Here is a 21,155-nt window from a genome sequence, read left to right on the forward strand (position 1 = left end):
TCGCCGTGCTCACGTCATGCACAACCGGTTGATGAGGGGGCCCATTTCGTCCAGCGCCACGCAATGGTCAGCGCCTGCCAGTTCCAATGCCGCACGCGGCATGGCTGCGGCGGCGGCGTCGTCGGGTTGCTGCACGATGGCCAGGCCACCCGCGCGCCGCACGCATGCCAGGCCGGCCGCGCCATCGGCGTTGGCGCCGGTCAGTATTACAGCGATCAGGCCGTTACCGTAGACCTCGGCGGCGCTGGCGAACAAGACGTCGATCGACGGGCGCGAGAAGCCGACAGGTTCATCGACCGACAGCGCGAACCGGCGACCGCGCTCGACCAGCAAATGGTAATCAGGCGGCGCCACCTGGATCATGCCGCCGCGGATGGGCTCGCGTTCGCAAGCCTCGATCACCGGCAGGGTGCTGTGCTGCGCCAGCACGTCGCACAGGAGGTGGCTGTTGCTGGCGGTATGGCTGCACACGATCACCGACGTCTGCAGCCGCTGGTCGAGCGCGCCCAGCAGCAGCGCCAGCGCGCCCGGCCCGCCGGTGGAGCAGCCGATGACGATGGCTTCAATGGCCGGCATGATCGACCGGCGACGGCTCGGGGCCGGCACGGCGGAAAAGGCGCAGCGCGCTGTCCACGGCCACGAAATCGCGCGCCGCGGGCGCCAGCGCCAGGCTTTCGCGCAGGCCCAGGCACAGGAAGCCGCCCGGCACCAGGCTGTCGCGGAACATTGCCAGCACGTGGTTCTGCAGCGCGTTGGAAAAATAGATCAGCACGTTGCGGCAGAGCACCAGCTGCGCCTCGCAGAACACCGCGTCGGTGACCAGGTTGTGATCGGCAAAGACCACGTTGCGACGCAGGCGATGGTCGAGCTTGATGAAGTCGTAGCGCGCGCTGTAGTAGTCGGCCAGCGAACAGGTGCCACCGGCCGCCTGGTAGTTGCGCGACCAGCCCTGCGCCTCGCGCGCCGGATAGATGCCCTCGCGCGCCTGGCGCAGCGCGGCGTCGTTGAAATCGGTGGCGTAGATCTGGCAGCGGTCGTACAGCCCGGCTTCCTCCAGCAGGATCGCCAGCGAGTAGATTTCCTGCCCGCGGGCGCAGCCGGCCTGCCAGATCGTGAGGCGCGGATGCGCCGCCAGCGCCGGCAGCACCTGCTCGCGCAGCGCGCGAAATACCGGCGGATCGCGGAACATGTCCGACACCGGCACCGACAGGCCTTCCAGTACCTGCGGCAGGAAGGTGGGGTCGTGCAGCAGGCGGGCGGTCAGCGTGCTGATGTTGCCGGTATGGTGCTGCTCCACCAGTTGGTAGACGCGCCGCTTCAGCGAGGCAGGGGCGTACTGGGCGAAATCGTAGCCGTGGCGCTGGCGCATCGCGCTGACGAAAAGATTCAGCTCGATGTCGTCCAGTTCCGGGTCGATGCCCGACAGGTTCAGCGCGACCGGGTTCATGGCGTCAGCCACACGCGGATCATCGAACCGAGCTTGTCGATGTCGATCGGCTTGGAAAGATAGTCGCTGGCGCCCGCCTCGATGCATTTCTCGCGATCGCCGCGCATCGCCTTGGCGGTGAGCGCGATGATCGGCAAGTCGGCGAAGGCGGGCTGCGCGCGGATCGCCCGTATCGTCTCGTAGCCGTCCATGCCCGGCATCATGATGTCCATCAGCACGATGTCCGGCGGCGGGTTCTCGGCCAGCGTCTTCAGCGCCTTCTCGCCGTCCTGCGCCATCGTCGGCAGCATGCCCCAGCCGCGCAGCACCTTGGACAGGGCGAACAGGTTGCGCATGTCGTCGTCCACCAGCAGCACGCCGTGCCCCTTCAGCTCGTCGCCCACCGGCTTCTTCGCGCTGGCGCGGCGGCCGTTGTGCTGGATGCTGTGCAGGAACAGGCTGACTTCGTCCAGCAGGCGCTCGGGCGAGCGCGCACCCTTGACCACGATCGAGTCGGTGTACTGGCGCAGCTTGCGGCTCTCCTCGCGGTCGAGCTCGCGGCCGGAATAGATGACCACCGGCGGCACGCCGCCGTCGCTGTCGGCCATCTGCTGCAGCATTTCCACGCCCGACATGCCAGGCAGGCCCAGGTCGAGCACGATGCAGTCGTAGCGGGTCTGGCGGGCCTTCTGCAGCGCCTCCTCGCCGGATGCGGCCTCGTCGATCTCCAGGTCGTCACGATGCAGCATGGTACGAACGGCGGCGCGCGAATCGCGGTCGTCGTCCACGATCAGCAGATGCCGCGTGCGACCTTCGGCGAAGTGCAGCAGCCGCTCGAACGCCGCACCGATCGCTTCGCGGCTCACCGGCTTGGTGAGGAAGCCCACAGCGCCCATCTCGCGACCGCGGTTGGCGTCGCCCGAGGCGGAAATGAAGTGCACGGGCAGGTGGCGGGTGGTCTCGTCGGCCTTCAGGCGCTCGATCACGGTCCAGCCATCCATGCCCGGCAGCATCACGTCGAGCAGGATGCCGGTGGGCGCGTGCTCGCGCGCCAGCGCCAGGCCGGTTTCGCCATCGGCGGCGGCCAGCACCTGATAGCCCTTGCGATGGATCATGTCGGTCAGGATGCGCGCGAAGGCGGGGTCGTCCTCGATCACCAGGATCGTGGTCTGCCCCGGCACCAGGCGATGCCGGTCGTCCTCGATCGCCTCCGGCCGCAGGCTCGGCAGTTGCGGCTGCGGCGCGGGCATCCAGGGCGCTGCCGGCGTCGCCTCGCCCGGCGTGGCGGCCGGCTCCGGCGGCTGCTCCGGCAACAGCACGGTGAACGTGCTGCCCTTGCCCTGCTCGCTCTGCAGGATGATGTCGCCCCCCAGCAGCTCGGCGATGCGCAGGCAGATGGCCAGGCCCAGGCCGGTGCCGCCGTACTGGCGGCTGGTGCTGGCGTCGACCTGCTCGAAGGCGTGGAAGATGTGATCGAATTTCTCCGCGGGAATGCCGATGCCGGTGTCGGCGACGCTGATCGCCACCAGCGCCTGGCCGGCGAATTTCTCCGGCAGCACCAGCGCAGCATCGGGCCGTCCGATGCGGATGTTTACGCCACCGCTCACGGTGAACTTGAACGCGTTGCCGATCAGGTTGTTGGCGACCTGCTCCAGCCGCGCACCGTCGGTGCGCAGCACGGGCGGAATGCCGGCGTCGATGGTGACGTCGAAATCGAGCTTCTTTTCCTGCGCCACGTGGCTGAAGGTGCGCCGCAGGCGGCGTTCGAAATCGGCCAGCGGCAGGTCGTCGACGACCAGTTCCATCTTGCCTGCCTCGATCTTGGACAGGTCCAGGATGTCGTTGATCAGCCGCAGCAGGTTGCTGCCGGCATCGTGGATGATGCGCGCCGACTCGATCTGCTCCGCGTCCAGGTTGCCGGTTTCGTTGTCGGCCAGGCTGCGCGAGAGGATCAGCAGGCTGTTCAGCGGCGTGCGCAGTTCGTGCGACATGTTGGCGAGGAAATCGGACTTGTACTGGCTGGCGCGGGCCAGCTCCTCGGCCTTGTGCTCGGTATCCAGCTGCAGGTCTTCCAGCACCTGGCGCTGCCGGTTCAGGCTGTCGGTCTTGTCGCGCAACTCCTCGTTCGACGCCTGCAGCTCTTCGGCCTGCACGCGCAGTTCCTCTTCGGACACGGTCAGCCGCCGCGACTGTTCCTCCAGCTCCAGCGTCTTGATGTGCAGCGCCTCGTTGCTCTGGCGCAGCACGTCCTTCTGCTGGCGCATCAGCAATTCCGACGCACGCAAGTCGTCGGCCTGCTGCTGGCTGCGCTCCAGCAGCTCCTGCGTGTTGATGGCGCGGCTGAGGTTTTCCTGGGTCAGCGCGATCAGCGGCAGCAGCTCGGTCAAGAGCTCCAGCGGCGAGCCCGTGATCGGCTCGAAGCCGGCCAGCTCCAGCACGCCGGTGACCTCGCCGCGGTAGAGGATGGGCTGGATCATCACCCGCGAGGGCACCGCCTCGCCGCTGGCCGAATGCACCCGCACATAGGTTTCGGGCACGTGGTCGAGCACGATCGGCGCGCGCTCCAGCAGGCATTGACCCACCAGGCCGTCGCCGGCGGCATAGCTCTGGGCGGCTTCGGCCGAAGCGTGCAGGCCATAGGCGCCGCGCAGCTCCAGCCGGCCGTGGCGCGCGTCGTGGGTGTAGTACAGCGCCACGCCGGTCTTCAGCAGCGGCGCCAGGTGGCTGGTCAGCGACTGGCCGAACTCGCGGTAGGTGGTGGCTTTCTGCAGATCCTGGGCGATCGTGGCGAGATGCGATTTCACCCAGTCCTGGTCGGTGGTGGCGATCACCATCTGCTTGAACACCTGCAGCGCCCGCGACAGCTCGCCGATCTCGTCCGGACGGCTCAGCCGGGTCACGGTCATCGAGGTGTCGCCCGCGGCCACCCGGTTCATCTGCCGCGTGATCTGCAATACCGGCAGGATGATCAGCCGGTTGGTGAGGCGGATGACGTAGATGCCGAACAGCACGCCGGCCAGCGCCGCCAGCAGGCTGAAGATGCGCAGCTTGTCCAGCGCGCCGACGAGCCCTTGGTTGCGCTGTGCCAGGAGCTTTCGCTCGGTATCGGACATCCGGTCGAGCAGGTCGGTCACCGCGTTGGCCTGGGCAGCGTGCGCCGCGAGCTGCCCGACGGCCAGGGCGCCCATGGACTTGTCCAGGGCGTTCGCCCATTGCGTGCCGAGCGTCTGCAACTGGTCGACGCGGCCTTGCTGCAGCGGGTTGTCGGCGATTAGCCCGCGCAGCCGCCCGACGCTGTCGTCGAACTGGCGCTTGCCGTTCCTGAAGGTGGCCAGGTCGGCCGGTGTCGCCGACAACGCGTAGCCGCGGCTGCCGATCGCCATCGCCTGGCTGGCGTGTTGCGCGTCGGCAATGGCCAGCAGCACCTCATAGGTGTGCGTTGTCCAGCCACGGGTGACTTCCTGGCGTTGCAGGGCGCCCAAGGTCACCACGCTGGTCAGCAGGAACAGGCCCAGCAGGGGAACGACCGCCAGCAGGATTTTCTTCTGCCCGGGAAGCCGGGTCAGCCATCGGTTTCGTGATCTATTCTGCATGCCTGCACCGGCTGTCTGGAAGGACGTCCCCCGCGTCCCACCCCGAGTTTCGCAGGTGGATCCGACGTCGCAAGGTTAGCGTAGGCCCCGCCGGGAAAATAGCGTGATGTCGGCATCCGTGCCGCTCAGCGGCGGCGCCATGCCGGCCGTACCAGCGTGCCGCGCCGAACGGCCACCACGAGCAGGCCCAGCGAGCACAGCGAACACAGCGCCAGCGCGACCACCGACGCCTCCGCGCCAAACGCACCGCCGCTCAGCCAGTCCGGCCCGGTTCGCCGCGACACCAGCCAGCCGTCCGCATCGAGCCCCGACACCGGGATGCCGTAGATCGTGCCCTGCGCGAAATTCCATGCCGCATGCAGGCCCATGCACAGCGGCAGCGAGCGCGTCAGGTGGTACAGCAGCCCGAACAGCAGGCCGGCCTCGATGGCGATGGCCAGCGCGGCCCACGGCGTGGCGTTGGGGTTGGCCAGGTGGGCCGCACCAAAAAGCAGGGCCGAGATCAGCAGCGCCCACCCGCTGCCGAGACCTTCCTCGACGATCCGGTACAGCACGCCGCGGCAGATGATTTCCTCGGCGATACCGGCGCCCAATCCGGCCGTCAACAAGGCAGGCAGCCACGTCGCGTGGGGGTCGGTTCCCACGACGTGGTAGCTGCCCAGCAGCCACAGCGCGCCGACCACCACGCTGAACAACAGCAGTCCGGCCGCCACTCCAAGCGCGCCGTCGGGCAGGATTCTGCGCGCCGCCAACTCGGTGACCGCGCGTCGCTCCACCACCTTGACCAGTACGAGATAGGCAAGCACGGTGGGTACCGCGCGCGACAGCAGTTGCACCCAGGCCCGGGTGTCGGGCGAGGCCTGTTTCGCATTCCAGCCGAAAACGCCCAGCAGCGTGTTTGCCGCTGCGCCGAATGCCACCAGCAGGGCGGTGAAGATCACGATCCGCGCCACCGGCGAAAACAGCAGCCAGCGCGCCCAACGGGGTGCGGTGACGGGAGTGACGAAGGCGACGGCTGGTTCGGACATGGCTTTCCCCGGGCAAGAAGCCGAACGCTACCAGTGCGCAGGCGCCGTGCCCAGCCATGCCGGGCAGGTGGCGCAGCCGTCTAGATGGCCGCCGCCGATGCGTGCTCGCGGGTGTTGGCGAAGCGCACCTGCGGCCAGCGCTCCTGCGCCAGCTGCAGGTTGACCCGGGTCGGGGCGATGTAGACCAGCTCGCCGGCACCGTCGATGGCCAGGTTCATCGCGTTCTTCTCGCGGAACTCCTCCAGCTTCTTCTCGTCGTCGCAATGCACCCAGCGCGCGGTGCTCACGGTGACGGGCTCGAAGGTGGCGTCCACGTTGTATTCGTCCTTCAGCCGGTAGGCCACCACCTCGAACTGCAGCACGCCGACCGCGCCCAGGATCAGGTCGTTCGACATCAGCGGGCGGAAGAACTGGGTGGCGCCTTCCTCGGAGAGCTGCGCCAGGCCCTTCTGCAGCGCCTTCATCTTCAGCGGGTCGCGCAGCTGCGCGCGGCGAAACAGCTCCGGCGCGAAGTTGGGGATGCCGGTGAACGACACCGGCTCGCCCTCGGTGAAGGTGTCGCCGATGGTGATGGTGCCGTGGTTGTGCAGGCCGATCACGTCGCCGGGGTAGGCCGTCTCGACGATCTCGCGGTCGCTGGCCATGAAGGTCAGCGCATTGGCGATGCGCACTTCCTTGCCGGTGCGCGTCTGCACCATCTTCATGCCGGCCTTGTACGTACCCGAGCACACGCGCATGAAGGCCACGCGGTCGCGGTGCGCCGGGTCCATGTTGGCCTGGATCTTGAACACGAAGCCGGAGAGTTTCTCCTCCTCCGGCTCGATCGCCCGCGTGGTGGTGTCGCGCGGCTGCGGCGACGGCGCGTTCTCGACGAAGAAATCCAGCAGCAGCTGCACGCCGAAATTGTTCACCGCCGAGCCGAAGAACACCGGGGTCTGTCGGCCGGCCAGGTATTCGCCGATGTCGAACGACGGCGCAGCGCCCTGCACCAGTTCCAGCTCCTCGCGCAGTTCGCGCATGGCCTCGACGCCGATCGCTTCTTCCAGCCCCGGCGCATCCAGGCCCTTGAAGATGGTCGAATCCTGCCGCGTGAAATTCTTGCCCGGCTCGAAGATGTGCACCTCGTCCAGCGCCAGGTGGTACACGCCCTTCAACCGCTTGCCCATGCCGATCGGCCAGGTCAGCGGTGCACAGGCGATGCCCAGCACCGACTCCACCTCGTCCAGCAGCTCGATCGGCGAACGGCCCTCGCGGTCCAGCTTGTTGATGAAGGTCATGATCGGCGTGTCGCGCAGCCGGCACACCTCCATCAGCTTGATCGTGCGCTCCTCCACGCCCTTGGCGCAGTCGATCACCATCAGCGCCGAATCCACCGCGGTCAGCACGCGGTAGGTGTCCTCGGAGAAGTCCGCATGCCCCGGCGTGTCGAGCAGGTTGACGATCTTGCCCTCGTACGGGAACTGCATCACCGACGAGGTCACCGAAATCCCGCGCTCCTTCTCCAGCGCCATCCAGTCCGAGGTGGCGCTGCGCGAGGTCTTGCGGCTCTTCACCGAGCCGGCCATCTGGATCGCACCGCCGAACAGCAGCAGCTTCTCGGTCAGCGTCGTCTTGCCCGCGTCAGGATGACTGACGATGGCGAACGTGCGGCGGCGGCGGGTTTCTTGCAGGTGGATGGGCATGGATGGGCAATCGGGGGGCGTGAGCCGCCCATTGTAACGTGGATGGTCCACCCGCCTGGCGCTGCGCTTCGTTTCCGCGCGCATTGATCGGCCCGCCTCTACGGCGCCTTGGCAGCCATTTGCCGCGGGCCGCATTTCCACGCTGGTGACCATGTGCACTACGACCATGATGCCGACATCCCATCGCTGCCTGCGATCGCACTGGCGGACACGTGCCATGGCGTTGGGAAACGCGTCCGTCGAACGCCGACATCATGCTGGAAAAAGCCTACATGACCGATCCGGCAATGACGTCGAAAAATATCGGGCTGCGTCGCCAGACCTTCATCTCCCTCTCACGCAAAGATGGCTCGCCGTTCACGACATGTGCCGGTACGACGCGCGTCGTCTCGATATACGTACGTCGGGCCCATCCGCGTTTTGACGATGACCTGGCGCGACGCACAACGGCCAGCGCCCGGTCGTTTTCGTTTTCAGTGTGGCCTGAGATGGCTTGCGGTTGACCCATGTATCTGACTATTCCCTGGGGAAAATGTTATGCGAGTTGAATCGGTGAAACGGACTTTGTTGATGATCAGCCTGGGTTCGGTGGTGGCGTTGAGCGGTTGCGCCAGCATGGCCACGGGCGGCGGAAAGAATCCGGTGAGTGGGTCGGCCGGTGGCGCCCACAGCACGAACGCCAATGCGAGCCTGGAGCATTGCGATCATTCCCTGGGAACGCTGGCCGTCGAAGAGGACACGAGCGAACCGTGGTACGCCATCCTGACCAACCAGTACCACTTGCCGGCGACTACCCCGCTCATTCGGCTGATGATCCAGCAGAGCAACTGCTTCATCGTGGTGGACCGCGGCCGCGCCATGGGATCGATGATGCGGGAGCGCGACCTGGCCGCCTCCGGCGAAATGCGCAGCAACAGCCATCTCGACAAAGGCCAGATGGTGGCGGCCGATTATGTGGTGACGCCGAACATCCAGTTTTCCCAGAACACCGGTGGCGGCGGCGCGGCGCTGCTGGGGGGGCTGGGCGGTTACGGCGCGCTCATCGGAGCCGTGGCGGGCTCGATGAAAAGCAGTGAAGCGTCCACGACCTTGATGCTCACCGATACCCGCTCAGGCGTGCAGGTGGCCATTTCGCAGGGCAGTGCGAAAAACACCGATTTCGGCTTCGGCGGAATCCTGGGCGGACACGGTGCCGCCGGTGCCGCCGGGGCTTACAGCAAGACGCCACAAGGCAAGGTCATTGCCGCGGCATTCCTTGACTCCTACAACCAGATGGTGAAGTCCGTGCGCGAGTACGCACCGCAACGTGTGGCCGGCGGTCTGGGTACCGGCGGCGCGCTGGCGGTGGATGGTGCGTCCACGCCTTCTTCGGCGACTTTCTCGGTGGCCGACGCGCAACGCAAGCTGGCCGAGTTGGGGCTGTATACAAGCAAGGTCGATGGTGTGTCCGGGCCGGGTACCCTGGCGGCGATCCGGAAGTTCCAGAAGATCCGTGGCCTTGCAGCCACCGGTCAGCTGGACGGGGAGACCGTCGGAGCCTTGCAGCAGTAATCCTCCACCAGCGAACCTCGACGGGGTAACGGTAGGCAAAGAAAAACGGCGGCGTAGCGATACGTCGCCGTTTTTCGTGCACGGTGCGCCAGACTCTCCGGGCGAAACTAGGCTACTTCGCTTCCTTCTCCATCAGCTTGTCGACCATGCTGGCCGGCACTTCCTGGTAGTGATCGAAGATCATGCTGAAGTTGCCGCGGCCGCTGGTGGCCGAGCGCAGGAAGTTGATGTAGCCGAACATTTCCGACAGCGGCACGAAGCCCTGCACGAAGGCCGACGTGCCCTTCTGGCCCTGTTCGGTGATGGTGCCGCGGCGGCGGTTGATGTCGCCGATGATGTCGCCCAGGTAGGCCGCCTCGGTCACCACCTCCAGGCTCATGATCGGCTCCAGCAGCTTCGGCTTGCTGAGCTTCTGCGCTTCGCGGAAGCACTGGCGGGTGGCGATCTCGAACGCCAGCGCGGAAGAGTCGACGTCGTGGAACTTGCCGTCGACCAGGCGCGCCTTGAAATCCACCACTTCGTAGCCGGCGATCTGGCCTTCCTGCGATTCGGTCCTCACCGCGTGCTCGACCGCGGGGATGTATTCGCGCGGCACGCGACCGCCGACCACTTCGTCGGAAAACACCACGCCCGAGCCCGGTTCGCCCGGCTCGAAGATCATTTTCACCTCGGCGAACTGGCCGGAGCCGCCGCTCTGCTTCTTGTGCGTGTAGGTGTGCTCGACCGACTGGCCGAAGGCCTCGCGGAAGCTCACCCGCGGCTTGCCCATGCTGGCTTCCACGCCCAGCTCGGTGCGCATGCGGTCGATGGTGATTTCCAGGTGCAGCTCGCCCATGCCCTTGAGCACGGTCTGGCCGGTTTCCTGGTCCACTTCCATGCGCAGCGACGGATCGGCCTTGACCATCTTGTAGAGTGCGGTGGACAGCTTGTCGACGTCGTTGCGGCTCTTGGGCTCCACCGACACGCTGATCACCGGGTCGGGGAAGCGCATGCGTTCGAGCAGCGCCGGGTGCGCCGGGTCGCTCAGCGAGTCGCCGGTCTCGGTGTCCTTCATCGAGACGAAGGCGCAGATGTCGCCCGCGCGCACCTCGTCGATCTCTTTCGTGTCGTCGGCTTGCACCTCGACGATGCGGCCCACGCGCTCCTTCTTGCCGCGCGTCACGTTGAGCAGGGTGTCGCCCTTCCGGATCACGCCGGAGTAGATGCGGCAGAAGGTGAGCGTGCCGAACTGGTCGTTGATCACCTTGAACGCCAGCGCGCGGGCGGGCGCGTCGTCGGTGACCGCCTGCTCGCCGACGACGTTGCCGTCCTCGTCGACCATCGCGATGCCGCCGTTCTCGCCGGGGTAGGGCAGGTAGTCGACCACGGCGTCCAGCAGCTGCTGCACGCCCTTGTTCTTGTACGAGGAGCCGCACAGCACCGGCACCAGCGCACCGGTGACGGTGCCCTTGCGGATGCACTGCTTCAATACGGCAGGGTCGAACTCGCCGGTGTCGATCAGCTTCTCGAACGCGTCGTCGTCCAGGGCCAGCGCGGTTTCCAGCAGGTCCTGGCGCAGCTTGGGCAGGTCGGCGATCCACGCGTTGTCGGCGTCGGAACCGAACGTCATGCGGTCTTTCAGCTGCGCCAGCGGCACGCTCTCCCAGGTGCTGTCCTTGTCGTCGGAGGCCCAGATGTAGCCTACGCCCGCGACCAGGTCGGCCATGCCGACGAACTCGTCGCTGCTGCCCAGCGGCACCTGGCACAGCAGGGCGTTGGCGCCCAGGCGCTCGCGGATGCCTTTCACGCAATGCGCGAAGTTGGCGCCGATGCGGTCCATCTTGTTGACGTAGCATAGCCGCGGCACCTTGTACTGGTCGGCCAGGCGCCAGTTGGTTTCGGTCTGCGGCTCCACCCCGGCCACGCCGTCGAACACCACCACGGCGCCATCGAGCACGCGCAGCGAGCGGTTCACCTCGATGGTGAAGTCGACGTGTCCGGGCGTGTCGATGACGTTGATCTGGTGCCCTCTCCACACCGCCGACACCGCGGCCGACTGGATCGTGATGCCGCGCTTGCGCTCCTGCTCCATGTAGTCGGTGGTGGTGGAACCCTTGCCGTCCTTGGTTTCGTGCGTGTTGACGATCTGGTGCTTGCGGCCGGTGTAGTACAGCACGCGCTCGGTGGTGGTCGTCTTGCCCGCGTCGATGTGGGCGATGATGCCGATGTTGCGGTAGAGGGCGAGGGGCTTCTTGCGGGCCATGGGAAGGCTCCAGTGGGCGATGGATCAGACAGACGAGTCACATGCCACCGCGGCGCGGGTAATTCAAGCAAGGCGTGGCTAGCGGCGGCGATGGGATGGCGTGAGGCTGGAGCACGGTTCCTCCCCTGCGGAGCAGGGGAGGTCAGGAGGGGTTCGCTTTTGACTTTCAGATCAAGAGCGACCCCTCCCCAACCCTCCCCTGCGAGCAGGGGAGGGGGTCAGGGCGTTTAGTCGCCGGGGACGCCGCGAAACGTCACCACCAGCACGTCGCGGTGCGCGGGCTTGTCGGGGTCGATCGGTGTCACCGCGGTGACGCCGTGGAACACGCGCGCATCGTCCACCAGCGCCGCGTCCAGCGGCTGGGCCAGGGTAAAACTGCCCAGCACGCCGTGGTCGGGGGCGTGGATGGTGGTGGTGCCGCTGGCGATGTTCTGCCGGTCGATCAGCAGCACCAGCACGTAATCGACGCCGTCGCGGTGCACGCCCTCGGGCGTGGGCTCGCCATCCTCGCCGCGGCGCGCCTCGATGCGGAACTGGTGTGTCTCGATGTGCCAGTGCGTGGTGGCCGGTGCCAGCGAGCCGAAGAAATCCCGGCAGAAATCCAGGATGCGGCGCAGGCTGGCGCCATCGCTCACCGAGGGCAGGATGGGGTCGAACCAGCGTTGGATGTCGCCCTGCAGGTGGTTGTAGCTGCGGCTCTGGAAATGCGGCTGGGCCGGCTGCCGTCGTATCTCGCCCTCGCGTTCCGCGGCAAAGGTGGCGTAGCGTCGCCGCCGGTGGCGGCCGCTGGCGGCCAGGTAGGTGTCGGGCGACAGGTCGTTCCAGCTGTCCGCAAAAGCCGCCCAGTCGTCCAGCGCCTCGCCATGCAGCAGCGTGCGCATGATTGGCGCGGTGACGAACGCAAACCCATCGTCCCGCAGGTTGACGTGCAGGGCGGGCATATCGACGGGATGGTTCATCGACGTAATTTAGCAGGGGCCGGATGAAGCGGCGATGGTTGTTTCCTGCGAGCATCCTCAGTGCGGAAAAATGCCGTAATACCCTCTCCCCTGCGGGGAGAGGGCAGGGGAGAGGGGACACGCCGCAGGAAAGCCACAACGGAGCCGCTTGCAACGTCGCAAAGGCGCACCAATCGCCCTCCCCGCGAGCACCCGCCCCTCTCCTCAATCCTCTCCCCAGAGGGGAGAGGAGGCCAAAGCCAAAAGCATCACCCCCACAAACCCGCGATAATGCCCGGATGACTTCCCTGCAATTCGACCTCCACGCCACCGACGGCGCGGCGCGTCGCGGCCAACTCCGTTTCGCCCGCGGCACCGTGGAAACGCCCGCCTTCATGCCCGTGGGCACCTATGGCTCGGTCAAGGCCATGACCCCGCGCGACGTGCGCGAGACCGGCGCCGAGATCATCCTGGGCAACACCTTCCACCTGTTTCTGCGGCCCGGGCTGGAGATCGTCGAGAAATTCGGCGGGCTGCACCGGTTCATCGGGTGGGACAAGCCCATCCTCACCGATTCGGGCGGCTTCCAGGTGTTCTCGCTGGCGCACAAGCGCAAGATCAGCGAGGAAGGGGTGATGTTTGCCTCGCCGGTGGACGGTTCGCGGGTGTTCCTGTCGCCGGAGGTGTCGATGCGGATCCAGGCCACGCTGGATTCGGACATCGCGATGATCTTCGACGAATGCACGCCGTACCCGGCCACCGAGAAGGTGGCCAGCGAGTCGATGGAGCTGTCGCTGCGCTGGGCCGCACGCTCGCGCCAGGCCTTCAATGACCTGGGAAATCCCAACGCCCTGTTCGGCATCGTGCAGGGCAGCGTCTACGAAAACCTGCGCCAGCGTTCGGCGGCCGGGCTGGTCGATATTGGCTTCGACGGCTACGCCATCGGCGGGCTGGCGGTGGGCGAGACCGAGGAGGAGCGCAACCACGCGCTGGATTTCACCGTGCCGCTGCTGCCGCGCGACAAGCCGCGCTACCTGATGGGCGTGGGCCGCCCGGAAGACGTCGTGGAGGCCGTGCGCCGCGGCGTGGACATGTTCGATTGCGTGATGCCCACGCGCAACGCGCGCAACGGTTTCCTGTTCACTGCCGAGGGCACGCTGCGCATCCGCAACGCGAAGTTCGCCGACGATACGCGGGTGATCGAGGAAGGCTGCGATTGCCACGCCTGCGCCAACGGCTTCAGCCGCGCCTACCTGCGCCACCTGGATCGCTGCAACGAGATCCTGGGCAGCCAGCTGGCCACCATGCACAACCTCCGTTACTACCAGCGCTTGATGGCCGGTCTGCGCGAGGCGATCGCCAGCCGCACGCTGGAGGCGTTCACGGCCGGGTTCTACGCCCGGCGGCAGGCCGCAGGCGCCTTGTAGTGGCGCCCTTGTACGGCTTTTTGTAGGAGCGGCTTCAGCCGCGATGCTCTTGTCCTGGGCTCCAAAGCAAAGCATCGCGACTGAAGTCGCTCCTGCAACTTGCAACCGGCAATCCGCGCCCTCAGAAGGGTTCTGCGGGCCTGTCGACCCTGCCGGAAGCCGTCGTGCATGCCCCCGGAGCGCATGTCATAATCAATGATCTTTTATCAGGCGTTCAGCTGATTGGCCGGGCGTCGTCACTTGCGAGTTAACGACCATGAGTTTTCCGATTCCCCTGGTGATCGCCCAGGCGGCAGCCCAGCCGGCCGGTGGCGGCGCATCCATGATCATCATGATGGTGGTGCTGTTCGGCCTGATGTATTTCATGATGATCCGGCCGCAGATGAAGCGGCAGAAGGAGCATCGCGCGCTGATTTCCGGCCTGGCCAAGGGTGACGAGGTGGTCACCAATGGCGGCATTGCCGGCCGCGTGGACGAGGTGGGCGAGACCTTCCTGACGCTGGAGATCGCCGCCAGCGTGAAGGTCAAGGTACAGAAGGGCGCGGTGCAGCAGGTGCTGCCCAAGGGCTCGCTGAAATCCGTCTGACCTGCCGGTCCGCGATCCGCCGGATCGACGCCGGCGCTTTCCCAACGATAGACGCTACCGCCGCGGCCGATGCCGCGGCTTTGATGGGTGCATGGCATGAGTGATTTCCCCCGCTGGAAGTACGCGCTGGTCGCGCTGGTGATGTTGTTCGGCGTCATCTACGCGTTGCCGAACGTGTTTCAGCCGATACCGGCCGTGCAGGTCACCGCCAACCGCGACGCACCGCCGATCGACCAGGCCGTGCGGCAGAAGGTCGCGGCGGCGCTGCAGCAGAAGCATGTCGCCACCGGCGAGGTGATCGTGTCGGACGACGGCCACCTGCTGGCCACGTTTGCCAACAGCGACGTGCAGAAGACCGGCTCGGACGTGATCAAGGACACGCTGGGCGACGGCTACACGGTGGCCTTCAAGCTGCAGCCCACCGTGCCGCGCTGGCTTACCGCGATCGGCGCCAACTCGATGCCGCTGGGCCTGGACCTGCAGGGCGGTGTGCACTTCCTGATGCAGGTCGACCAGAACGACGTGATCGACAAGCAGGAAACCAGCTACGCGGATGACATCCGCAGCCTGATGCGCGACAAGAAGCTGCGCTACCTGTCGGCCAACCGCAACGCCGGGCGCGGCAACGGCATCGCCGTGGCTTTCCGCACCGACGCCGAGCGCAACACCGCCGCCGACGCGATCGCGCTGGCCTTTCCCGACCTCAACGTGACCAACGGGCCGGATACGGACGGCCATTACGTGGTGACGGCCAAGGTCAAGCCGGACAAACTCCGCGAGCTGGCCGCCAACACCATCAAGCAGAACCTGGGCACGCTGCGCAACCGCATCAATGCGCTGGGCGTGTCCGAGCCGCTGATCCAGCAGCAGGGCGACGACAAGATCGTGGTGGAGCTGGCCGGCGTGCAGGACCCGGCCGAGGCCAAGAAACTGATCGGCGCCACCGCCACGCTGGAATACCGTGCCGAGGGCGGCTCCGATGCGCAGGCGATGGAGGCGGCCCGCACCGGCAACGTGCCGCCGGATGCGCGGCTTTACTACGAGCGCGGCACGGGTCGGCCGATCCTGCTCAGCAAGCGCGTGATCGCCACCGGCAACGAGCTGGTCAACGCCACCTCGTCGTTCGACCAGCAGACCGGCTCGCCGTCGGTGTCGGTGACGCTGAATGCCGCCGGCGCCAAGAAGATGCTGGACTTCACCAGTGGCAACGTGGGCAAGCGCATGGGCGTGGTCTACGTCGAGCGCGTGGTCGACACCAAGGTGGTGGACGGCAAGGAAGTGCGCGTGCCCAAGATCACCCAGGAGGTGATCAACTACGCCACCATCAACGGCGTGTTCGGCAAGGAGTTCCAGACCACCGGCCTGGGCAGCGCCAAGGAAGCGTCCGACCTGGCCCTGCTGCTGAAGGGTGGCGCGCTGGCCGCGCCCACCGACATTGTCGAGGAGCGCGTGATCGGCGCCAGCCTGGGCCAGGACAACATCGAGAAGGGCTTCAAGGCGGTGATCCTTGGCCTGGCGCTGGTGCTGCTGGCCGCGGCCATCTACTACAAGCTGTTCGGCCTGGTGGCCGACGTGGCGCTGTTCTTCAACCTGGTGGTGCTGATTGCCATCATGTCGATGATCGGCGTAACCCTGACCATGCCCGGCGTGGCCGGCATCGTGCTGACCCTGGGCATGGCGATCGACGCCAACGTGCTTATCTGCGAGCGCGTGCGTGAGGAGCTGCGCAACGGCTGCACGCCGCACGCCGCCATCCGTGCGGGTTACGAGAAGGCGTGGTCCACCATTCTGGACGCCAACGTCACCCACCTGATTGCGGCACTGGCGCTGACCACGATGGGTACCGGCGCGATCAAGGGCTTCGGCGTCACGCTGATGATCGGCATCCTGACTTCGCTGTTCACCTCGGTGACGCTGACCCACGCGCTCACCGCGCTGATCCACGGCCACCGCAAGCTCAAGACGCTGTCGGTTTGAGGAAGAGATCATGGAAATTTTCAATCACGACAGCAACATCCACTTCCTGGGGATGCGCAAGTACACCGTCGCCATCGCCATTTTCCTGATGGTGGCCTCGGTGGCGCTGATCGCCACCAAGGGCCTCAACTACGGCCTGGATTTCACCGGCGGCGTCTCGATGGTGGTCGATTACGACCAGCCGGTGGAGATCGCCGACGTGCGTGCGGCGCTGGAGAAGGGCGGCCTCGACCATGCGGTGGTGCAGAGCCTGGGCGGTACCCGCGAGGTGTCGATCCGCATGCAGCCCAAGGACGACCCGGCGGCGCTGCAGGCCGCCGACGGCAAGGTCAACCTGGACCGCATCGCGGCCGACGTCACCCGCACGCTGAAGGCCGCGCGCCCGGATGCCAAGCTGAAAAGCCGCGACTACGTGGGCTCGGAAGTGGGCGCCGAGCTGCGCAGCGACGGTACCGTGGCGGCGATCTTCGTGATCCTGGGCATCATGGCCTACCTGTGGATCCGCTTCGAACGGCGGTTCGCGATCGCGGCGGTGATCACCGAGGTGCACGACACGCTGGTGACGCTGGGCATCCTGGCGCTGGTGCAGCGCGAGTTCGACATGACCGTGCTGGCGTCGGTGCTGGCCGTGATCGGCTATTCCATCAACGACAAGGTGGTGGTGTTCGACCGCATCCGCGAGCTGTTCCGCCTGGCGCGCAAGGCCGAGCCGGAGGAAATCCTCAACCGCTCGATCAACAACACCTTGTCGCGCACCATCATCACCTCGCTGTTCACCGGCATCACGATGGGCGCGCTGTATTTCTTCGGTGGTCCGGTGGTGCACGGCTTCGCCATCACCATGCTGATCGGCATCCTGGTCGGTACGCTCTCGTCCATCTTCGTCGCCAGCCCGATCCTGTTGTGGCTGGGTGTATCGAAGAAGGACCTGATGCCGGTCACCAAGGAAAACCCGGAGCTGGCACGGCGCCCCTGAGCCCGCCCCGAACCAAAAAAACGGCACCCTCGGGTGCCGTTTTTTTCTGTAGGAGCGCACCCTGTGCGCGATGGTTTTATGCGGGAATCGGGAATCGGGAATCGGAATCGCCAAAACCATCGCGCACAGGATGCGCTCCTACGGGCATCGCGTTTGCCGGCTCATTCCAGCAGCCGTTTCCCGTAGGCGAAATGCTCGCCCCAGTACGGACCGTCCAGATCGTCCAGGCGCACCGTGCCGCCGCTGTTGGGCGCGTGCACGAAGCGGCCCTTGCCGACATACACGCCCACGTGGCTGATCGCACCGCCAATGTCGAAAAACACCAGGTCGCCGCTGGCCAGCTGGGTCATGCGGCTTACCTTGCGGCCCTGCATGGTGGACATCGCGTGCGAGGTGCGCGGCAGCGCGATGCCGGTGGCGGTGCGATAGATGTAGTCGACCAGTCCGCTGCAATCGAAGCCGCCGTCCGGGGTGTTGCCGCCCCAGCGGTAGGGCGTGCCGACCAGGCCGATGGCGCGGAACAGCACGTCGTTGGCCTCGCCCGCACTCGCGGCCGACGGCGCGCGGGGCGGCAGGCTGGCGAGGGAAGAGTGCGAGGGTTTGAAGGTGGGCTGGCGCCGTTGTGGCGCGCTGGCGCAGGCGGCCAGCAGCAACAGGCTGCCGCCCAGCCACAGGTGGCGCGCGGCACGCCAGGACAAGGGTGCGGCAGCGTGGCGGGCAGTTGGCTCAGGCATCACGGGAGCCCCTCGGTGGCAACGAGCCAGAGGTTATCAAATCAAGCACTTGGGCGAAAGTTGTGAGAAACAGGGCGAATCAAGGGCGATGACGGCACCCGCTACGGCGCGCGCACCTCGACGAATTTGTCGGACAAGGTATTGCCGTTGATGCCCCAGGCCCGCAGGCGATAGCGACCAGGGTACAGGTAGAGTTTCGTGACGGTGTCGCCCTGCAGGAAGGCGTAGCGATCGGCGGCCACGGCATCGTCCGGTTCATCCGGATAATGCGCGTCGACGACGCAGGGGACGACCGCCTTGCACAGCGTGGTGCTGATGGTCAGCGGATTCCGTCCGCCGCCAAGGGTAAGCCACGGCGGCCGTTGCGCATTGACCTCGTGCGAGAGCATCGGCAGGGTGCGCGTGGTGTTGTGGATCATCGTCCAGCGCTGGGTGTAGCCGCTTTCGACGGCGCTCATGCCCGAGCCCGGCAGGATCACGTTGAGATCATACAGCTCCGGATGCGCGCTCCAGGCATGGCCGTCCGTGCGATCGAGCAGCACGGTCGGGCCGGTCGGTTCGAAGCGCGTCACCAGTTGCTGGTAGGCCTCGTCCGGCGCGGCGGGAATCTGCTCGCGAAACTGGGTCTGGTCGATCGACAGCGGCACCAGGCCGGTCAGCTTCTGCAGGCGCATCGCCATGGGGTCGATCGCGCCCAGCCGCCCGCGCGCCTTGTCGATATGGGCGTAACCGGCATGCACGAACAACCTGGCCGCCGGATTGTGCGCAAACACCTTCCGGTAGAGGTTGTTTGCCTGCCCGGTTTCCCGCGCCTGGCCCCTGGCGCCCTCGGTGTCGTAGGCGACCACGGTGAACCCCAACCGCAGCGCCTGGCGCACGATCTCGCCATAGAGCGGTTCATGCAGGTAGTCGCTGCCGTCGGCTTTCAGCGGATAGCCGCGTCTGGCCAGGTCGCGGTCCTCGCCCAGCGCCTCGATCGCGAAGTAGTCGAAGCCCAGGGCGCGCAGGCGTGGCAGCAGCGCCAGGGTCAGCTCGCGGGTGTGGGCGTCATGGTGGGCTTCGTTGACCATCACGATGCGCCGGTCGGCGGCCAGCCGGGCAATCACGTCCACGGCGCTGGCCGCCTTCCATCCGTCGGCCGTGGGCAGCGTGGTATCGGCGGGCACGCGGCTTTTCAGCGGAAAGTCGCGCATGGCTTCGTTGTAGAAGCCCAGTTCGTTCTCGACCGAGGCGAACATCTGCATCGCCAGCTGCCGTTCGTGCGGCGCGAATTGCGGCATCATCTTCAGCACATAGAGGTAGCGGGCCAGGTCGTTCGGCTGCTCGTTCAGGGTTCGGAAAAACGCGATTTCGGACGCACTGAACGATTGCGCCGACAGCGGCGATACCGCCAGCAGCGCCATGCAGAAGAGTGCGATTACCCAGCGTGTCGGCATGCACGAGCCTCCGGACGTTTTTCGAGAGCCTGCACGTCACGCCCCGGTTGGGCAAGCTGCGCTCCAGCATTGTGCGGGGTTCCACGCGGGCAGGCCGCCGCGTATCCAGCCAGCGGAGCCGACCTTCTCCCGAGAAGACCGCGTTGACGCCACCATCCATGCCGGCAGGCGACACTTCCTGTACTTCTCCAGGACAGACGTCATGACGCCCCATCCAGACTTGATCGTGCTCGGTGCCGGTTCCGGCGGACTGGCCACCGCGCTTCGCGCGGCGGAACACGGCGCGCACGTGGCGCTGGTCGATCCGGCCACACTGGGCGGCACCTGCGTGCATCGCGGTTGCGTACCGAAGAAGGCCTTGTGGTTCGCGGCGCAGTGGGAGCAGGCGCAGCGGCTTGCGGTCGACGTGGGCTTTGCCTCGCAACCGGGGCCGCTGGACTGGGCGCGCTTTCGCGCGGTACGGGCGCGTTACATCGAGGGGATCGAAGCGCGCTACGGCGAGCGGGTGCAGCGGGCGAACGTGCAGCGGTTTCGGCAGCGGGCGCGGCTTGCCGGACGGGACGTCGTCGAACTCGCCGACGGCACGCGCCTGCGGGCGCCGCACATCGTGATTGCCACCGGCGGCAGGCCGCGCCGGCTGCCGTTGCCGGGCTTCGACCTGGGCATGGTGTCCGACGACATCTTTGCGCTGTCGACCTGTCCACGCCGCATCGCGATCGTGGGCGGCGGCTACATCGCGGTGGAATTCGCCGGCCTGCTGCAGGCGCTGGGCAGCGAGGTGACGATGCTGGCGCGCGAACAATTGCTGCAGGGTTTCGACGACGAGCTGGTGCAGGCGCTGGCGGCGCACATGCATGGGCAGGGCATTCGCGTGCGCTACAACACCGACGTCAAGGCGGTTCGGCGCACGGCAGCGGGCCTCCTGCTCGATGACGCGCCGACCGGCGTGGACGGCCCCTACGATGCCTTGCTGTGGGCGGTTGGCCGCGTGCCGAATACCGACGATCTGGGCCTGACGGCGGTGGGCGTCCGCACCGACAAGCGTGGTCGCGTGCAGGTCGACGCCCGCCAGCAGACCAACGTCGAGGGCATCCTGGCGATCGGCGACGCCAGCACCGACCGGGCGTTGACGCCGGTTGCCGTGGCGGCCGGCCGCCATCTGGCCGATCGCCTGTTCGGTGGCCAGCCCGACGCGCATCTCGATGGAAAGAACATTCCCAGCGTGGTGTTCAGCAAGCCGCCGCTGGGCATGGTGGGCATGACCGAGGCGCACGCGCGCGGGCATCACGGCGAGCCGGTGACGGTCTACCACAGCCGTTTCACGCCGATGCAATGGGCACTGGCCGGCGAGCAGGGGCAAAGCCTGATGAAGCTGGTATGCGTGGGTGCCGAGGAGCGCGTGGTGGGCATCCATGCGCTGGGCCCCGGAGTGGACGAGATGCTGCAGGGATTCGCGGTGGCGCTGAAGCTGGGCCTGCGCAAGCGCGACCTGGATGCCACGCTGGCGATCCATCCCACCTCGTCCGAAGAATTGGTGCTGATGCGTTGAGTACCATGCG

General features: G+C 66.7%; 16 protein-coding genes. 7 read left to right on the forward strand and 9 right to left on the reverse strand.

Annotation, left to right across the window (positions count from 1 at the left end; translation table 11 throughout):
• Nucleotides 1-9: 9 nt before the first annotated feature.
• The 5 genes from ABD017_RS00170 to ABD017_RS00190 form a co-directional block, all read right to left on the reverse strand.
• On the reverse strand, nt 10-576 hold the full coding sequence (locus ABD017_RS00170) for a chemotaxis protein CheB (RefSeq protein WP_343879006.1): 567 nt from the start codon (nt 574-576) through the stop codon (nt 10-12).
• A complete protein-coding gene (locus ABD017_RS00175; RefSeq protein WP_343879008.1) occupies nt 563-1,447 on the reverse strand; it encodes a CheR family methyltransferase in 885 nt (294 codons plus the stop codon). The genes ABD017_RS00170 and ABD017_RS00175 overlap by 14 nt, the downstream gene beginning before the upstream one ends.
• On the reverse strand, nt 1,444-5,019 hold the full coding sequence (locus ABD017_RS00180) for a response regulator (RefSeq protein WP_343879010.1): 3,576 nt from the start codon (nt 5,017-5,019) through the stop codon (nt 1,444-1,446). The genes ABD017_RS00175 and ABD017_RS00180 overlap by 4 nt, the downstream gene beginning before the upstream one ends.
• A gap of 125 nt (nt 5,020-5,144) precedes the next feature.
• A complete protein-coding gene (locus ABD017_RS00185) occupies nt 5,145-6,047 on the reverse strand; it encodes a CPBP family intramembrane glutamic endopeptidase (protein WP_343879012.1) in 903 nt (300 codons plus the stop codon).
• Between the two features lie 80 nt (nt 6,048-6,127).
• Nucleotides 6,128-7,729: a peptide chain release factor 3 gene (locus tag ABD017_RS00190; protein ID WP_343879014.1), complete on the reverse strand. Its 1,602-nt coding sequence runs from the start codon at nt 7,727-7,729 to the stop codon at nt 6,128-6,130.
• Nucleotides 7,730-7,941: 212 nt separating this feature from the next.
• Here ABD017_RS00190 and ABD017_RS00195 point away from each other — a divergent pair, with 212 nt between their 5' ends.
• Both ABD017_RS00195 and ABD017_RS00200 read left to right on the forward strand, forming a co-directional pair.
• Complete coding sequence (locus tag ABD017_RS00195) at nt 7,942-8,232, forward strand: hypothetical protein (RefSeq protein WP_343879016.1); 291 nt, start codon at nt 7,942-7,944, stop codon at nt 8,230-8,232.
• Between the two features lie 67 nt (nt 8,233-8,299).
• Entirely contained in the window at nt 8,300-9,280 is a 981-nt protein-coding gene (locus ABD017_RS00200; protein WP_343879018.1) for a peptidoglycan-binding protein, read from the forward strand.
• Nucleotides 9,281-9,392: 112 nt separating this feature from the next.
• Here ABD017_RS00200 and fusA read toward each other — a convergent pair whose 3' ends face one another.
• Nucleotides 9,393-11,522 carry an elongation factor G gene (fusA, locus tag ABD017_RS00205; RefSeq protein WP_343879020.1) on the reverse strand — a complete coding sequence of 710 codons (2,130 nt, stop codon included), beginning with the start codon at nt 11,520-11,522 and terminating at the stop codon, nt 9,393-9,395.
• Nucleotides 11,523-11,749: 227 nt separating this feature from the next.
• The gene (locus ABD017_RS00210; protein ID WP_343879022.1) at nt 11,750-12,481 is read right to left on the reverse strand and encodes a 2OG-Fe dioxygenase family protein; all 732 of its coding nucleotides are present in this window, start codon (nt 12,479-12,481) and stop codon (nt 11,750-11,752) included.
• 278 nt (nt 12,482-12,759) lie between these two features.
• Between ABD017_RS00210 and tgt the strand changes: the two genes are divergently transcribed.
• The 4 genes from tgt (at nt 12,760) to secF (ending at nt 17,426) form a co-directional block, all read left to right on the forward strand.
• Nucleotides 12,760-13,887 (forward strand): tRNA guanosine(34) transglycosylase Tgt, encoded by a 1,128-nt coding sequence (gene tgt, locus ABD017_RS00215; RefSeq protein WP_343879024.1) that lies wholly within the window; start codon nt 12,760-12,762, stop codon nt 13,885-13,887.
• Between the two features lie 256 nt (nt 13,888-14,143).
• Nucleotides 14,144-14,473, forward strand: coding sequence for a preprotein translocase subunit YajC (yajC, locus tag ABD017_RS00220; RefSeq protein ID WP_343879026.1), 330 nt, complete (start codon nt 14,144-14,146; stop codon nt 14,471-14,473).
• 96 nt (nt 14,474-14,569) lie between these two features.
• Nucleotides 14,570-16,450: a protein translocase subunit SecD gene (secD, locus tag ABD017_RS00225; RefSeq protein WP_343879029.1), complete on the forward strand. Its 1,881-nt coding sequence runs from the start codon at nt 14,570-14,572 to the stop codon at nt 16,448-16,450.
• 10 nt (nt 16,451-16,460) lie between these two features.
• Nucleotides 16,461-17,426 carry a protein translocase subunit SecF gene (gene secF, locus ABD017_RS00230; RefSeq protein WP_343879031.1) on the forward strand — a complete coding sequence of 322 codons (966 nt, stop codon included), beginning with the start codon at nt 16,461-16,463 and terminating at the stop codon, nt 17,424-17,426.
• A gap of 161 nt (nt 17,427-17,587) precedes the next feature.
• Here the strand turns inward: secF and ABD017_RS00235 are convergent, their stop codons facing one another.
• Together ABD017_RS00235 and ABD017_RS00240 are read right to left on the reverse strand one after the other, a co-directional pair.
• Nucleotides 17,588-18,160, reverse strand: coding sequence for a C40 family peptidase (locus ABD017_RS00235; RefSeq protein WP_343879033.1), 573 nt, complete (start codon nt 18,158-18,160; stop codon nt 17,588-17,590).
• 101 nt (nt 18,161-18,261) lie between these two features.
• Nucleotides 18,262-19,596: a hypothetical protein gene (locus tag ABD017_RS00240; RefSeq protein WP_343879035.1), complete on the reverse strand. Its 1,335-nt coding sequence runs from the start codon at nt 19,594-19,596 to the stop codon at nt 18,262-18,264.
• A gap of 202 nt (nt 19,597-19,798) precedes the next feature.
• Here ABD017_RS00240 and gorA point away from each other — a divergent pair, with 202 nt between their 5' ends.
• Complete coding sequence (gene gorA / locus ABD017_RS00245; RefSeq protein WP_343879037.1) at nt 19,799-21,145, forward strand: glutathione-disulfide reductase; 1,347 nt, start codon at nt 19,799-19,801, stop codon at nt 21,143-21,145.
• The last annotated feature ends 10 nt before the right edge of the window (nt 21,146-21,155 follow it).

It is taken from the genome of Rhodanobacter caeni, assembly GCF_039523575.1.
Classification (GTDB): domain Bacteria; phylum Pseudomonadota; class Gammaproteobacteria; order Xanthomonadales; family Rhodanobacteraceae; genus Rhodanobacter; species Rhodanobacter caeni.